The following is a 15818-nucleotide window of genomic DNA, read 5'->3' on the forward strand; positions in this document are numbered from 1 at the left end:
GCACATAACTGAAAAACAGTTTTTGCCAAGTCAATGCCAAGTAATTTACAATGTTTCATGATGAATGTCTCCGGTTGTTAGTCCTTGTTATTTTACAAGACAGGTACTTTGATACCGTCCTGGAGGCGTTCATCACATCATACTTACATCCTTGTAAACGATCCATCTCAAAAAGTATTTGGGTTGCCGACTTTTGTCTGCTCCTAAATAGTCAAATTTTTATTTAACGTTTGTAAGTATAAATCTCTAATAACAATTACTTAACATAAAACCTTTAAAGGAATATGTGTTGTTGTCTTACGCGTTTTAATTACGGGTTGTTTTTATTAATCATTAAAATTAGTTATAAAAAAGCTTACGGTGATGGTAACCAGACAAACAGGTATAGTCTTTTGATATACTGCATCAGAAGTCTGAGTTAGAAGCATAGATTAATATAAAATCAAAACATTTAAGCAAAGCCATGAAGAAAAAGTTGTTTGTTATATTAGCTGTAATGTTCTTGGCCATGTGGTTATTTTCTTCAGCTAATAAAACCCACACAAATCAGAAGTCACCAAATATCATCAGTCATGTTGAACAACCACCTGTTATCTTAAAAACCTCGCCAACCACAAATAAAAATCAAAGCCCACAGCCAATCACCTCAATGGCAACACCTCAAGTTCAAACTAAACCACAAAAAACATCCACATATTCCTATCTCCAACTTTATCGAGACTTTCACAGACTTGAAATATGTCCAATTAATAAAAGAAGTTTAATGGCAGCTAATAGCATCAAAGATTTAAAACAACAGTTGCTTAAATCATTTGAACGTTATGGCATGCAAGTTAATCAACCCGTTTCAGCTACTCATCTCAATCATTATGAATCAAATTTAGATCGCTGCATTCAATTGCGTGATAAATATAAGGGCATTGATATGGAGCAACAGTTGTTGAGTGCGCCTACAAAAACTGAAAAAGAAAAACAGCTACAAACATTAAGACGTTTAATTCAACCTTGGGACGATGTTTGGCAACATCTGTTTAATGCATCTAAAGGTATTTCAAGTCCCGAAGCACTAGCAATTAAAAAGAAACTGGATGAATTAGAGGCCATGTGGCGTCAACAATTTCAAGGATCTGAATTTGAATTCACCGAAGCAGAAAGAAACACATATTTTGAAACCAAAAAGACATTACAGGCTCAATTAGAACAATTAACCGATATAAACCCCAAAACAAAAAATCAAGCCTGGCAACAAGTTCAAAAACTGACTGCTAAAATTAAAACATACATGCGATTACAAGACCCTGATTTGTTTTTTGAGGCATCGGCCTTGCTCAATGACGATAGACAACTGCGGTTCTTTAATGCCAGCGCTCATGGAAGAAGCTTTAAGCGAGAGAACTTAGAAAAGCTTAAAATCCCCTATATAAAAGTGGCAGAAGAAGTTAATCAGTTGACCGGTCAAATCAGTAAATTAAACTTTTTGGCGATTGCGCCTTATGCTAACCAGCTGTATTTATGTACTTTAGGCCAAGACTGCTCACCCGGCTCAACACTGATGAATCATTACTGTTTAAATACCGAATACCCGACAGCCTGTGAAAAAAATCTGGTGACATTTTTTATGGATGATTACCTCAGCCCGAACCAACTCCAGGACGTCCTTAATTTACACGAACAACTGGAGATTATCTATGCGCCGTAAGTGGGTATCTGTTTTTATATGTTTACTTTTGACGCTGTTATTTTTTGCCTTTTATTTTAAATATGAACGCTCTAAAACCAACAGTAACAACACCTCAACTGAAATTGAGACTAATCCTCCACTCAATACGCAACAACAAATCGACTATAAAGAAAAAGTACCGAAATCAGGAAAAACCTCAGAACCATACGATTTATCTTCCAAAGAAGAAATCAACGGCATCCCGATATCCCGCTATTTAGCAGAAATTAAAAATCCAATTTACAGCGATGATCCTGTTATAGAAATTGCTTCATTGAGTATGGATTTTCAGGTCTGCAGACTTTGGTATCATAGACTCAATAAAAACATTAGCAGTAACCCTGATTTACAACAATTAAAAAATCAACTGACAGAAAAATGTGAACTATATGGGAAAAAATACCCAGTTTTGTTTGAGTCCAGCAGTCAACATGACAGTGTTTTAAATTTCAAGGCCAACAGTCTATTGGGAGAGCAGTATAAATACCTTCTGGCGGGCTTATATGGTAGACATAATGACATCGATTATAATCAATTGACGGAGAATTTGTTTGAATTAAGTTTGCAAATAAGAAGCCCAAGTCTAATCAGTGTGAGCGCGTTAAACAGCGGCATAGGCCTTTCTGCCGCGGATGGAAAAACTGAATTTTTCAAAGATTTATTACATACTCAGGTCAATATTTGGATTTTTCATGCACATAATCTGGCCCTGCAACTTTTGACATGTGATATGCCCAATAGCCAGACTTGTGAAGCCACCAGTTTTCATATGCTGTACAGATGTGATAATGAACCAGTAGCCTGCGGGTTAACTTTACAACAATGGCATATGAAATACAGTAGTCTAGGCATGAAAAAAGACGTTGAAATTATTAAAAACTATTACCGAGACAATTACTTATGAGTGAAATAAAACGGATTGAGTGTGTGATCAAGGATCAGGTGGCTTATGTCAGCCTGGCACGACCTGATAAACGCAATGCGTTGGATATGGCGATGTTTCGGGAGATTGATGTCACCATTAAACGCTTGCGTAAAGACCGCGCGCTTCGAGCGATAATTATAACCGGCCGGGGTGAAGACTTTTGCTCCGGTTTGGACGTCAAATCGGTGATGGCTTCGCCAAAAAACCCCTTGCGTTTATTGTTCAAATGGTTACCCTGGCGTTCGAATTTAGCGCAACGGGTGTCCACCGGTTGGCGACGGGTTCCGGTTCCGGTGATAGCTACCATTCACGGTCGCTGTTGGGGTGGTGGTTTACAAATTGTCCTCGGCGCTGATTTTCGCATTGCCACTGCCGATGCCTCTTTATCAATTATGGAAGGACGTTGGGGTTTAATTCCGGATATGGGTGGGACCTTAGCGTTACGCGAACATTGTCGACTGGACGTGGCCAAAGAATTGGCCATGACCGCAAAAATAATTTCTGGTGAAGATGCGCTAAAATTGGGTCTGGTAACACATGTAAATAATCAACCCATACAGGTGGCCGAGGCCATGGTCGAACAATTTAAACAGCAAGCCCCCGATGCGGTCGCCGGTGTGAAAAAACTCTATAATAAAAGCTGGTCCGGCAGTCGTGGCATGGCACTACTGCGCGAATCCTGGTACCAAATCCGCGTTCTCACCGGCAAAAACAGCCGCATCAAAGTCTGGAACCAAACCCACGAAACTGAAGAGCATAAGCCCTTTAAAGACCGTAAGCGCTGGTAAATATTCGCTTCGCTTTATTTAATAAAATTTCCAAAAAGTGTCCTTAGAACCGTAGGGTGGGCTCTGCCCACCAAAAACTAAAATTTGGTATTGATGAATTTTGTTAGACTTCACTGTGATGGGCGGAGTCTATCCTACCTGACTATGACCTCTGTGCCTCTGTGGTGAATACAATAAAAGACAACCACAGAGACACAGAGTACACAGAGAAAAGATGTCATTAAATTTATGTCTGAAACAAATTGGCAATTTCTGGTTTTCACTTTGACTTGCTTGGGATTAATTCTTTCGTAGCTGCACTTCTTAAGGTTAACATTTAAAAGAATTCAGAAGATAAAAGTTAGGTTTTACGCTCATATTAAATTCTGATGCGGGGCATGGCTGGGGCAAGCCCAGCAGCTACGATAATAAATTACAAACACTCAACTTAATAGCACGAACTTAATGTCTGCTGTGACGTTAACAAATTCAAACTCTGTGACTTCTGAATCTCTGTGGTGAATATATAAATGTGATGGGCGGAGCCCATCCTACCTTATCTTTGTGACCTCTGTGCCTCTGTGGTTATCTTTTGCCTTTACTACACTGGTCACAGAAAGGTTGAACCCTCAGACATTGATATTTAATCAGTTGACCGTTAGCCGGGATTTCTCTAACATAATGTCTTTTAAATAAAGGAATCCCATGTGGCGTTTTGTTTTGGTTTTATTATTTTCGGGTACTGTGATGGCGGATGAGTTGACTTTAGAGCGGTTGTTTGCAAGTCCGGATTTGGCCGGGGCTTCTTTGCGACAAGCGAAGGTATCACCGGATGGTGCGCGGGTCACTTTCCTGCGTGGTAAAGCGGAGAATAAGGACCGCTATGATCTGTGGGAATACAATATAACCGATAATAAAACACGTCTTCTGGTTGATTCTGACTTATTGCAGCCTGTCCAAATTGAATTATCCGATGAGGAAAAAGCCCGTCGTGAGCGACAACGTTTAGCGGGTTTAAGCGGTATTATTGAGTATGATTGGTCGGATGATGGGCGGTCTTTATTGTTTCCTTTGGGTGGTGATTTATTTGTCTATCATTTGGGTGTGGCTGCGGATAAAGCGGTGACACAACTGACTGATTCCGATGCCTTTGATACCGATGCCCGTTTTTCTCCGAAAGGCAACCATGTTTCGTTTATTCGTAATCAGAATATTTATGTGGTGTCTGTGGATGATGGTGGCGAACGGCAATTAACTTTTGACGGTAAAGGTCCGATTAAAAACGGCATGGCGGAATTCGTGGCACAGGAAGAAATGGACCGTGACACCGGATACTGGTGGTCACCGGATGAACAGCACATTGCTTTTCTGCGAGTGGACGAGTCACCGGTGAGTATCACCAAGCGCTATGAAATTAATGCCAATAATATTGAGGTTATTGAGCAGCGTTATCCCTACACCGGCGAGGCCAATGTCACGCTACGGCTGGGCCGGATTGAACTCAAATCCGGCGATATCCACTGGATTGATACCGGCAAGGAAACCGATATTTATATTCCGCGGGTCAAGTGGCTGCCGGATAGTCAGGCAGTGGCGTATCTACGACAATCTCGTAACCAGCAACATTTGGAAATGATTAAGGTCGACTTAGCCGGAGAAAGTACCTCATTATTCACTGAACAGAGTGATACTTGGATTAATTTGCATCATGATTGGCGGTTTTTAGATGATGGTGGTTTTATTTGGGCCTCTGAGCTGAAAGGCTTTAAGCATTTATACCATGTGGTACCCGGGCAAAAGCCTTTAAAAGCCATTACTGCCGGTGATTGGATGGTGGATGCGATTGTTGGAATCAGTTACGATCAAAGTAAAGTCTATTTTACCGGTACTTATGATTCACCACTGGAAAAACAGTTGTATGTGCAAGACCTTGATACACAAACACCTGACAAACCGAAGAAAATAACCCAAGCTGCCGGCTTTCATGAGATTACCATGGACGATAAGGCCACGGTTTATATCGACACCCGGAGTGACAATGACCAGCCGCCGCAAACCTCTTTGCACCGCGCTGATGGCGAGCGTATTACCTGGCTGAATGAAAACGCCCTCAATAAAAACCATCCTTATTACCCTTATCTGCAAGCCCATCGACCAAATGAATTCGGTACCCTGAAAGCAGAAGATGGTCAGACTTTATACTACCGCATGATTAAGCCAGCCGGTTTTTCTCAAGATAAGCAATATCCGGTGTTTTTCTATACTTATGGTGGCCCTGGCGCGCAATTGGTAAACAAAGCCTGGCCACGGCGTTTATTTGAACAATATATGGCACAGCAAGGCTTTATTGTGTTTGTGCTGGATAACCGCGGTATGGCGCGACGTGGGGTGAAATTTGAAGCACCACTCTATAAGCAAATGGGTTCGGTGGAACTCGATGATCAGTTGGTCGGGGTTGACTACTTAAAATCACTGGACTATGTGGATGCCGATCGCATCGGCATTTTTGGTTGGTCCTATGGCGGTTATATGGCGCTGCGGGCATTAACCCAAGCCCCGGATGAGTTCGCCATTGGCGTGTCGGTGGCACCGGTGTCAGATTTTCGCCTGTACGACACCCATTACACGGAACGCTATATGTCAACGCCACAACTCAATGCCGAAGGTTATGAAAAGACTGCGATTTACGGTGATACGGCAAATTTAAAGGACGGACGCTTATTACTGATTCACGGCATGGCCGATGACAATGTCCTGTTCACCAACGCCACCACGGTCATGAGTAAATTCCAGGATCACGGTATTTTATTCGAGAGCATGGTTTACCCCGGCGCCAAGCACGGCATCAGCGGCGAGCAAGCCCAATACCACGTTTATAAAACCATTTATGATTTCTTTGAGCGGAAACTGACGGGGGTGGATTAATAAAGGGTTTAGATTGGAGTTTACCAAAGCCATAATCGTAAAGCTGGGTTTAATCCCAATCACCCCGTCATCCTCGGGCATCGACCCGAGGATCTCATTAAGTGCGCATAATTTTATAATATTGCAATGAAATAAGAATTTCAAGCAATTATAAGGTATCAGCTTTTATGCATTGCGTGTTAATCAGGAGATTCTCGGGTGGCCTACAGGACGTAGGTCTGTAACATGAGCAGGACGCGGTAGTTACCAAGCCCGAGAAAGACGGCGTTGAGGTCCGTCACCCTCGGACGTAGATCCGAGGGTCTCATCAAGTCTAAGTAATTTTTAAAATTGAGACCATTAAGGTTTTCAATTTCTGAAAACCATTGATTCGTCATGAAATTTTCCATTCACTAACAACAGGGTCTTTCAGGGAGTCCGAGAATGATAAATTTGTTTACTATATTAAAGAACTGAAAGATGGACCTCCGGATCAAGTCCGAAGGCGTCGCAATTTGTGATAGGTTGATTGATTTAAGAACAACTAAAATTTAAAATTTTTTCGAGTCGCGCACAGGATGCAAATGTGACAAGTGAGTATGCAATTATTGCTCTCTGTAATATTTATATCCATGTAAATCGACTCAGTAAGGGTGGGATAACAATTTCGATTGTTAAACATCTGTTGATGTTTGTAGCTTGGCTTTGTGACTCGGTTTATTTATGGTAAATTGTTTCTTTTAGTTATTAGGTTTAACAAATGCCACGAGCGGTAATTTTAGTGTTGGATTCTTTGGGGCTAGGTGCCAGTGCCGATGCCGATCAGTATGGCGATGAAAAGGCCTGTACTTTGGGGCATATAGCACAGGCTTGTGCGGCCGGAGACGCGGATAATGCTGAACGTTCGGGGCCGTTAAAAATTCCGCATTTGACCCAATTGGGCTTAGTGGAAGCACTGGCCGCCAGTTGGGGCAAAAATCCACCGGGCTTAGAACGCATTACAGCACCCACAGGTGCCTATGGCTATGCCGAGGAAATCAGTCGTGATAAAGACACACCCAGTGGCCACTGGGAAATGGCGGGGGTTCCGGTGCCGTTTAAATGGGCCACCTTTCCCAAAGAAGTGCCCTGCTTTCCAAAAGATTTAATCGATGAATTAATTCAACGCTGTGATTTGCCGGGTGTCCTGGGTGAATGTCATGCCTCGGGTACAGAAATTATTGCCCGCTTGGGTGATGAGCATATTAAAACCGGTCAGCCGATTGTCTATACATCGGCTGATTCGGTGTTTCAGATTGCCGCCCATGAGGAACATTTTGGCTTACAGCGTTTACTGCAAGTTTGTGAAGTGGCGAAGGAACTCACCGAACCCTTAAATATTACGCGGGTGATTGCCCGGCCTTTTATCGGCGATGCCCCTGACAATTACCAACGTACCGGTAACCGCAAGGATTTCACCACGGAACCCATCGAACCGACTTTATTGGATGTGATGAAAGATAATGGCTGTGAAGTGGTTTCGGTGGGCAAAATTGCCGATATTTTTGCTGATTGCGGTATCACCAAGAAAGTCAAAGCCAGCGGTAATATGGCCTTGTTTGATGCCATGTTAACAGAACTGGAACAGGCCAAAGACAATACCCTGGTATTTGTCAACTTTGTGGATTTTGATAGTTTATATGGTCACCGCCGTAATGTCCCCGGTTATGCCAAAGCGTTAGAAGACTTTGATGCACGTCTGCCGAAATTACTGGCAATACTCAAAGCCGATGACATCGCTTTAATCACCGCCGATCACGGCTGCGATCCAACCCAACCTGGTTCCGATCACACCCGTGAACATGTGCCGGTGCTGTTTTTCGGACCCAATATCCCGGGGCAAAATATTGGTCTGCGCAATGGCTTTATGGACATGGGCCAAACCCTGGCCAGGCATTTTCAGCTGCCGGCATTAAATCACGGTAAAGTCATTAATTTTCACGATTAATTCGGCGACTAAAACCAGCCGGGATTCAGTAATTGATACCAGAATATTTGGATCATTCTCGGTTCTAAGACGATGGTCATAATTACGCCAAATAATGCGCCATAGAGATGCGCGCTGTGGTTGATGTTATCACTGGCACGTTTATGCGCCTGGATACTAAAGAAAATATATACCACCGCAAACACAATCGACGGAATTGGAATGATGCCGAAGATATATAACAACTCCCACGGTGCAAATAAGATATAAGCAAATAGTACCGCCGTCACCGCCCCGGACGCCCCTAAACTGGCATATTGTTTATTGTCCTTGTTCTGTAGATAGGAGGGAATCATCGCCACCACAATGGCCGCTAAGTAAAACACCACAAAACCGGCACCACCTAAATACTGGCGATAAAATGCTTCAATAATGCGGCCAAAGAAATAAAAGGTGAACATATTAAACAGCAAATGCATACCATCGGCATGGATAAAGCCATGGGTGATAAAACGTTCGTATTGACCTTGTTTAATCGCCGGTGGCCAGAAAATTAAGCGCTCTTGCAAGGCCCGATTTTGCCAGCCCATATAGGTAACAATGCCGGTGACAATAATGATGATAACAGTTTGATTTATGTCCATTGCTCGGTGGTAAAATTAGGGCAGTATAGCATGGACACAAACCAAACCTTTTAGCGATTATTCAAAACCATTTTCAAATATATTATCTTCAACATATTGCTCATAAGCACCCGCATCACAACGTGCACCTTGCGGCCTTGGCATATTGATTTGGTCATATAATACCGCTTGGCCACATTCGGCATCTCCCACCGTATCAAGCACATGGTCTTGGGCGATGCTGGTATCATTTAGAAAAGCGTGTACTTGTTGCTTGCCGCCGGACAAAAACATCAAATCGGTTAAATTTGGATCCAAGCCAATGATGTTATTATCTCCATTTATTGTGCTTGTGGTGGCTTCGATCACACTGTTATTCACAATAATTGGAGACGAGCTGCTCACAATCAGATCAGTCCCTTCATTATCTGCAAATATGGAAGCCTCAATCAGCGTTGGATCGTTGCCACTAACGATAATCCCATTGCCGTTAATATTACCGGCCACAGTTAGATACCGTACAATGGTGGTTGTGCCCGGATTAGAAATAATACTCATACCACTGGTGCCATTTTGATTATTGGAACTGTTACCGCTAACAGTCATATTTTCGATGAGCACCGTGCCGTCACCGCCATTAATGATTACGCCGCCATACGCACTGGAATCGTTACCGGATACTTCGATATTTCTCAATACGGCATTATTTCCATCCGTATAAGATAAACCTGCACCTAAAAACTCATTATAGTTATCAATTATTCTTAAATCCTCTAACAACAGATTACTGGCTCGTGCACTAATACCGGCACCACTTGATGACCCTGTGGCATTGATACTGTTGCCATTGGCAATCGTTAATCCGGATACAGTTATGTTATTGGCAAAATAGCTTATCCATAACACCCGATTGCTATTTTGACCGGACAAAGTAATCACATCCACACCCGGTCCAATGATGGTGATATCATCCCCAGAAATATCAAGTTGACTGGTTAAGGCGATGGTTCCCGTTAAACCTGACTGAAAATCAATGAATGTCGGATTGATTTCAGAATTGGCTATATTAATAGCTTCTCGCAAACTACAGTGCGTATTATCACAACTGCCATCATCACTGTCGCTGAGACTATTCACTTGAAAATAAGTGTTGCCTCCGGCTTGTGCTAAGAAAGCCAGCATGACCCCAAAAAAAATGAAAGAAAATTGTCGCATATGTCACCTTTTAAAATTAAGTTATTTCTATTAGCGAGAAAATTCACCATAACCCTCAAAAACTTCACATATTGCACTTTTTGTCACATCCGATGATCGAGTTCGGCCATATAATAATTGTTCTGATAAATGAAACAGTGTTTTGATATTCAAATGGTTTATTAACGCTAACTATAACAGTACAATGGCCATTATGTTTTGGAGGATTAACTATGACAAACTATAACAGCATTCAAAAGCGCTTGACCGGGCGACCCACATCAGATGGTGCCGGGGTTAAACTGACGCGATTGATTGGTGGTGCGCCATTGCAGGATTTAGATCCATTTTTATTACTTGATCATTTTGGCTCAGAAGAGTCAACAGATTATATCGGTGGATTTCCTGAACATCCGCACCGGGGTTTTGAAACCGTGACTTATATGCTGAAAGGTAAAATGCGACATAAGGATTCAGCCGGTAATGAAGGGGTTATCAGTGATGGCGATATTCAATGGATGACCGCCGGTTCGGGCATTATTCATTCAGAGATGCCGGAGCAAAGCGAAGGTGAGATGAGTGGTTTTCAATTATGGGTGAATTTACCCAAGTCAGATAAAATGACGCCGCCAAAATATCAGGAATATAAGGCCGCTGATATTCCCATTGAACACCGTGACAATGGTGTGCAAATCAAAGTTATTGCCGGTCAAACCGACCAAGACACCCAAGGCGTAATTAACAATGATTATGTTCACCCCAATTATTGGGACGTTAATATGCCAGCCGGTAACACATTGACTGACCACTTACCTGTTGACCACAATGCCTTTATCTATGTCTATGATGGTAAGATAGAAATTGACAAAGCGTATTTAAAAGCCGGTGAATTAGCGGTGTTAACCGCTGCCAAGACGTTATTGGTTAACAGCCTTGAAGATTCACGCTTTTTAGTTATTTCTGGTGAGCCCTTAAATGAACCGGTGGCGCGATATGGTCCTTTTGTGATGAACACGATGGACGAAATCAATCAGGCTTTACAAGATTTTAGAGACAATAAATTAGTTTAAAACACGACACTAACAAACAGGAGCAGACAATGGGATTATTAGTGGATGGCCAATGGCATGACAAATGGTACGACACCGACAGCACCGGTGGCGAATTTAAACGCAGCGAATCACAATTTCGAAATTTTATTACCGCCGACGGCTCCGCCGGACCAACGGGCAAAGGCGGATTTATGGCTGAGGCCGGTCGTTATCACTTATATGTTTGTCTGGCCTGCCCCTGGGCGCATCGAACCTTAATCTTTCGCGCACTTAAAGGCTTACAAGACATGATCGACGTGTCGGTGGTGGATTATTTTATGGGCGAGTCCGGTTGGACTTTTGACCAAGAGCATGACGACATTGTCAGTGACGATTTATACGGGCTGGATTATTTGTATGAATTGTACATTAAAGCTGACGATAACTATTCAGGCCGCGTCACTGTTCCCGTGTTATGGGATAAAAAGCAAGAAACCATCGTCAGTAATGAATCGGCGGATATTATTCGCATGTTCAATTCAGCCTTTGATGACATCGGTGCCAAACCGGGTGATTATTACCCGAGTGATTTACACGCTAACATTGATGAAATCAATGCACGGGTTTACAGCGACATCAATAACGGCGTTTATAAATCTGGTTTTGCCACCAAGCAATCGGTTTATGAAAAGCATGTATCTACACTTTTTGAGGCCTTGGATTGGGTTGAAGGACTGTTAACAGATAACCGCTATTTAACCGGTGATCGTCTCACGGAAGCCGATTGGCGCTTGTTTACCACCTTAATACGCTTTGATGCCGTTTATCACGGCCATTTCAAATGTAATCTAAAACAACTGACTGACTACCCGAATACCAGCGGTTACGTGCGCGAGTTGTATCAAATGCCGGGTATTGCCAAGACTGTGTACATGGATCATATCAAAGCCCATTATTACACCAGTCATCCGACCATAAACCCCAATGGCATTGTGCCACTGGGGCCGATGCAAGATTTCAGTCAGCCGCATAAGCGCGGTTAGTGACGGGTTTGTTGTAACCCATGAATCAATAACCGGCGCATCAGTTTTTCGCCGATGCCCCGGGTTTGATTAAACTGCATCAGTTGTAAATCACTGTGCATATCATCGTCGGCTTTTGCCAAACAAGCCGCTGCCAAAAGTTTTAAGGTTTGCCAGCGGCTTGTTTGTTGTTTTTTAAGCCAGGTTAAGGCTTTGATAATGCGCTGTTCTTGCTCAGTAAAATCATGGCCAAAGGGATATTGAGGAAATAATTTTTGCTGTTGCAGCGGCCCTAAAGCCTGTTTAATTTTTGCCGGGGTATTGTGACGATGATGCTCGGGAATCTGCCAGTCAGCTTTCAATTTTCCATGTTGCACAGCCGTTTGGCGTAAACCTTCCTGAAATTGGCTGTCGGCAATACTAATCAAACGCTGAATGCACACTTCATCACTCTGGCCGCGTAAATCGGCCATGCCGTATTCAGTCACCACAATATCACGCAAGTGTCTGGGGATGGTACATTCGGGGTATTGCCAGACAATATTGGATTCTCTTTTTTGACCACTGCCGTGGGTACTTTTAAGCATTAATATAGAACGACTGTGGCGCAAGGCATGGGCCATGGCCACAAAATTATACTGACCACCGACACCACTGACCACCTGATGATTTTCCAGGGTATCAGAAATGGCGGCACCGGTGACATCAACTTTCATACAGGTGTTGATAAAACGGGCGTTAATACGTTGTGCGCGATCAATGGCTTCGGTGCGATAGAGTTGGTTAATTTGACTGACCGGCGTCATTAAAAACAGCTGGCGTTCAGCATCAGATAATTCCCGCAGAAATTGATAAAAGCGTTTTGAACCTAAAAAGAAGGCCGCGTGTAAAACAGCGCCATGGCCAAGCCGGCTGTTGAGCGCTTGTTCAGCAATACGCTTTAAGTGTTTGGGCTTATTTAAATCGTAACCCAATTTATTGCCTTCACCATCATATAAATTGTTGTTTAAGAATGTGAGGTTATCCTTAAAAATACCGACCTTCTGTAAACGCTGAACATCACGTTCAGTTAATTGTTGGTGGATAATACCTTGATCCAATAAAGTCGTGAGTGTTAAAGCCGACACCTGTTCGCTCAATTGTCCCTCGTTAAGAAGCCGTTGAATATCCGCATCTTCATAGACTTTTCGTTTAATAATACCCGACTTGTACAAATGCATAAAACCTTCGACGAACATCTCACTGGCGGCAAATAAACCGTGTTCGAATGGCTTTGTGCTACCGTGCTCGGCAATCAAATCGTCATAACGCTGATGGATATCCAAAGCCGTTAACGCATCCCGGTAAGCCTGTTGTTGATCATCGCGCAAAATACTGCTGTACACCACCGCATCGGCGAGAGAGCCAATACCAATTTGTAAGGTGCCCTTATCCCGGATTAACGTACTGACATGTAATCCAATGCTGTGATCAATGGCTGAAATGGGCCGGGCCGGTGGTGCATAGGGCTGAAAATAATCATTTGGATTATCCACAATCACATCGAAAAAATCCGCATCCACCACCGCCTCACCTTCTAAAAAAGGCAATTCTTCATTCACCATGGCAATAATCAGCGGACGTGGACGGTTTTTATAGTCAGCGATGCGAACCACATCCAGGGTTAAATCCGGATTACAACTGAGACTATAGCGTGTTTTTTCCCCACGTCGGTCAACGGCAATCATTTGCACAATCACATTAATACCCAGATTGACCATATCACGCGCCACATGGGTGTAATTACAGCTGATGTAATTTTGTTGTGCGGAAACTGTACCTAAAAACTGTCCGGATTGAAAATAAAATTCTTTCAGATGAATATGCTGTGGCACACGGTCTTTTTTGATGTCTTCAATATAACTTAGTTCGGGGTAACTCTTAAAATGACGACCGGTAAATGCCGTTAAAAAACGCTGTTCCAATAAAGAGTCACCTTTAGGTACTTCCAGCGACAAGGCCGTGAATAAAGACATCTCAATGTCAGGTTTATCGACCACATAGTGATATAAGGCGTTAACCAATGGATTGGGTTTACCGATACCCAAAGGTGTACCTATGTGCCAGTTATTGCCAAGTTTATGATGTAAAAAGTCAACGACGTCCTGATTTTCTTGGGTGAACAATGGCATACAGTGCCTTTCTTAGGAAAAGCATTATTGTAACCAATTGTCAGCTCATGATTAAATGTTTTAAGAAAAGCTTTATCATTTAAAAAATAGCGTAATTTATCCAGACTTAAACCAATCCAGTGCCTGCGCCCGGGCTTGCTTATAATCAATAATTGGCGCCGGATAGTCACAGTCCCGCCGCTGTTGTTCGCCGGGATTATGAATCTCTTTGTTCGATAGTTCTTTAAGTTCAGGGACATACTGACGGATGTACTCACCCTGTTCGTCAAATTTTTGGGATTGGGTGGTGGGATTGAAAATACGAAAGTATGGCGCCGCATCACAGCCGGTGGCAGACGACCATTGCCAACCGCCATTATTGGAGGCAAAGTCACCATCAATCAGGTGTGCCATAAAATGCTGCTCACCAATGCGCCAATCATGTAAACACAACTTGGTCAAAAAAGACGCGGTCAGCATTCGCACCCGATTATGCATCCAATGTTCTTGTTTAAGCTGGCGCATACCGGCATCAATGATGGGAAAACCCGTATGGCCGGTTTTCCAAGCCTTAACGATGGCCTCATCATAATGCCAGTCATCCATGGCATCTGTTTTAAAGGTTTTATGTTTCACCAAACGCGGATAAAAAGCCACCAAATCATGATAAAACTCACGCCAAATAAGCTCACTCACCCAGGTGGATTCAAAGGCCGACTCACCCTGTTGTTTTAAAGCCTGTGCAAGACACTGGCGGGCACTGATAATACCCAACGCCAGATAAGGAGACAGTTTTGAAGTTCCTGATATTGCCGGATAATCTCTTAATTTATGATAGCGTTGATTGTCTACAAATTGGCACAACCGTTGTCGGGCTGCGGATTCTCCTATCGGCCACCATGGGTGCTGCCAATCTACGCATAACGAATCTCCTGGTAACTCACCCAAAAATTCATTTTTCACCTGATCAGGCATTGTTAAAGGTGACTCATAGCTGTTCTTAATCTGTTGGATAAACTGTTTTTTATAAGGGGTGAAGACGTGATACATGCCGCCTGAATTTTTTTCGATGGATTTTGGTGATAATAAATAGGCGGGCTCTTTCACTTGTACAGTAACCTGATGTTGCTGTAACAATTCAATCACAGCTTGATCACGTTTCTGCTCATTCAACAAATAATTGCGACTGAAAAAAACTTTCTTTATCGCGTGCATATCCAATAATGACTCAAAAACCGCCGGTACATGATCAAAAAGCGGTACGGATTTTACCATGGATGAAATATTGATTTTCTGAAGTCGCGGTATCAAATCAGCGATATTGGCATCGATAAAGTCAGCTTGTGCTGGGGCACGGTGGTGCTTCTCATCTTGCTCGGGGCATCGTATGAATAAAGCAATTAACGGGCAGTTATCTTGATTGGCCTGATTGACGGCTGCTGTTAAGGCCGGATTATCTGTTAACCGTAAATCATCTCGAAACCAAATAATATGCATACTTTTTTTGATTCTAAAT

11 protein-coding genes are annotated in these 15818 nt (G+C 42.9%); 7 read left to right on the top strand and 4 right to left on the bottom strand.

The window, feature by feature from the left end:
* Positions 1 to 463: 463 nt before the first annotated feature.
* From OS173_RS10315 to OS173_RS10335, 5 genes are all read left to right on the top strand, one after another.
* The gene (locus OS173_RS10315; RefSeq protein WP_267184205.1) at positions 464 to 1699 is read left to right on the top strand and encodes a hypothetical protein; all 1236 of its coding nucleotides are present in this window, start codon (positions 464 to 466) and stop codon (positions 1697 to 1699) included.
* The gene (locus tag OS173_RS10320; RefSeq protein ID WP_267184206.1) at positions 1689 to 2624 is read left to right on the top strand and encodes a hypothetical protein; all 936 of its coding nucleotides are present in this window, start codon (positions 1689 to 1691) and stop codon (positions 2622 to 2624) included. Before OS173_RS10315 ends, OS173_RS10320 begins: the two co-directional genes overlap by 11 nt.
* Positions 2621 to 3433: a crotonase/enoyl-CoA hydratase family protein gene (locus OS173_RS10325; RefSeq protein WP_267184207.1), complete on the top strand. Its 813-nt coding sequence runs from the start codon at positions 2621 to 2623 to the stop codon at positions 3431 to 3433. Before OS173_RS10320 ends, OS173_RS10325 begins: the two co-directional genes overlap by 4 nt.
* A gap of 684 nt (positions 3434 to 4117) precedes the next feature.
* Positions 4118 to 6337 carry a S9 family peptidase gene (locus tag OS173_RS10330; protein WP_267184208.1) on the top strand — a complete coding sequence of 740 codons (2220 nt, stop codon included), beginning with the start codon at positions 4118 to 4120 and terminating at the stop codon, positions 6335 to 6337.
* Positions 6338 to 7076: 739 nt separating this feature from the next.
* Positions 7077 to 8303: a phosphopentomutase gene (locus tag OS173_RS10335; RefSeq protein ID WP_267184209.1), complete on the top strand. Its 1227-nt coding sequence runs from the start codon at positions 7077 to 7079 to the stop codon at positions 8301 to 8303.
* An 8-nt stretch (positions 8304 to 8311) separates the two neighbouring features.
* Here OS173_RS10335 and OS173_RS10340 read toward each other — a convergent pair whose 3' ends face one another.
* Together OS173_RS10340 and OS173_RS10345 are read right to left on the bottom strand one after the other, a co-directional pair.
* The gene (locus tag OS173_RS10340; protein WP_267184210.1) at positions 8312 to 8926 is read right to left on the bottom strand and encodes a rhomboid family intramembrane serine protease; all 615 of its coding nucleotides are present in this window, start codon (positions 8924 to 8926) and stop codon (positions 8312 to 8314) included.
* Positions 8927 to 8983: 57 nt separating this feature from the next.
* The gene (locus OS173_RS10345; protein ID WP_267184211.1) at positions 8984 to 10120 is read right to left on the bottom strand and encodes a CSLREA domain-containing protein; all 1137 of its coding nucleotides are present in this window, start codon (positions 10118 to 10120) and stop codon (positions 8984 to 8986) included.
* Positions 10121 to 10332: 212 nt separating this feature from the next.
* On the opposite strand from OS173_RS10345, the gene OS173_RS10350 reads away from it, so the two are divergent.
* Together OS173_RS10350 and OS173_RS10355 are read left to right on the top strand one after the other, a co-directional pair.
* The gene (locus OS173_RS10350) at positions 10333 to 11169 is read left to right on the top strand and encodes a pirin family protein (protein WP_267184212.1); all 837 of its coding nucleotides are present in this window, start codon (positions 10333 to 10335) and stop codon (positions 11167 to 11169) included.
* Between the two features lie 29 nt (positions 11170 to 11198).
* Positions 11199 to 12173, top strand: a complete 975-nt coding sequence (locus OS173_RS10355; RefSeq protein ID WP_267184213.1) for a glutathione S-transferase family protein — start codon at positions 11199 to 11201, stop codon at positions 12171 to 12173.
* Here OS173_RS10355 and OS173_RS10360 read toward each other — a convergent pair.
* Both OS173_RS10360 and OS173_RS10365 read right to left on the bottom strand, forming a co-directional pair.
* The gene (locus tag OS173_RS10360) at positions 12170 to 14323 is read right to left on the bottom strand and encodes an acetyl-CoA hydrolase/transferase C-terminal domain-containing protein (RefSeq protein ID WP_267184214.1); all 2154 of its coding nucleotides are present in this window, start codon (positions 14321 to 14323) and stop codon (positions 12170 to 12172) included. The genes OS173_RS10355 and OS173_RS10360 overlap by 4 nt on opposite strands.
* Before the next feature lie 96 nt (positions 14324 to 14419).
* Positions 14420 to 15799 (bottom strand): cryptochrome/photolyase family protein, encoded by a 1380-nt coding sequence (locus OS173_RS10365; RefSeq protein ID WP_267184215.1) that lies wholly within the window; start codon positions 15797 to 15799, stop codon positions 14420 to 14422.
* Positions 15800 to 15818: the final 19 nt, after the last annotated feature.

This window comes from Marinicella gelatinilytica (genome assembly GCF_026410405.1).
GTDB lineage: Bacteria > Pseudomonadota > Gammaproteobacteria > Xanthomonadales > Marinicellaceae > Marinicella > Marinicella gelatinilytica.

Bases quoted from the DNA above. Each gene is read 5' to 3' on its own strand.
- OS173_RS10330 (WP_267184208.1), top strand. From the start codon at position 4,118: ATGTGGCGTTTTGTTTTGGTTTTATTATTTTCGGGTACTGTGATGGCG.
- OS173_RS10335 (WP_267184209.1), top strand. From the start codon at position 7,077: ATGCCACGAGCGGTAATTTTAGTGTTGGATTCTTTGGGGCTAGGTGCC.
- OS173_RS10320 (WP_267184206.1), top strand. From the start codon at position 1,689: ATGCGCCGTAAGTGGGTATCTGTTTTTATATGTTTACTTTTGACGCTG.
- OS173_RS10360 (WP_267184214.1), bottom strand. From the start codon at position 14,323: ATGCCATTGTTCACCCAAGAAAATCAGGACGTCGTTGACTTTTTACAT.
- OS173_RS10355 (WP_267184213.1), top strand. From the start codon at position 11,199: ATGGGATTATTAGTGGATGGCCAATGGCATGACAAATGGTACGACACC.
- OS173_RS10315 (WP_267184205.1), top strand. From the start codon at position 464: ATGAAGAAAAAGTTGTTTGTTATATTAGCTGTAATGTTCTTGGCCATG.
- OS173_RS10325 (WP_267184207.1), top strand. From the start codon at position 2,621: ATGAGTGAAATAAAACGGATTGAGTGTGTGATCAAGGATCAGGTGGCT.
- OS173_RS10345 (WP_267184211.1), bottom strand. From the start codon at position 10,120: ATGCGACAATTTTCTTTCATTTTTTTTGGGGTCATGCTGGCTTTCTTA.
- OS173_RS10340 (WP_267184210.1), bottom strand. From the start codon at position 8,926: ATGGACATAAATCAAACTGTTATCATCATTATTGTCACCGGCATTGTT.
- OS173_RS10350 (WP_267184212.1), top strand. From the start codon at position 10,333: ATGACAAACTATAACAGCATTCAAAAGCGCTTGACCGGGCGACCCACA.
- OS173_RS10365 (WP_267184215.1), bottom strand. From the start codon at position 15,799: ATGCATATTATTTGGTTTCGAGATGATTTACGGTTAACAGATAATCCG.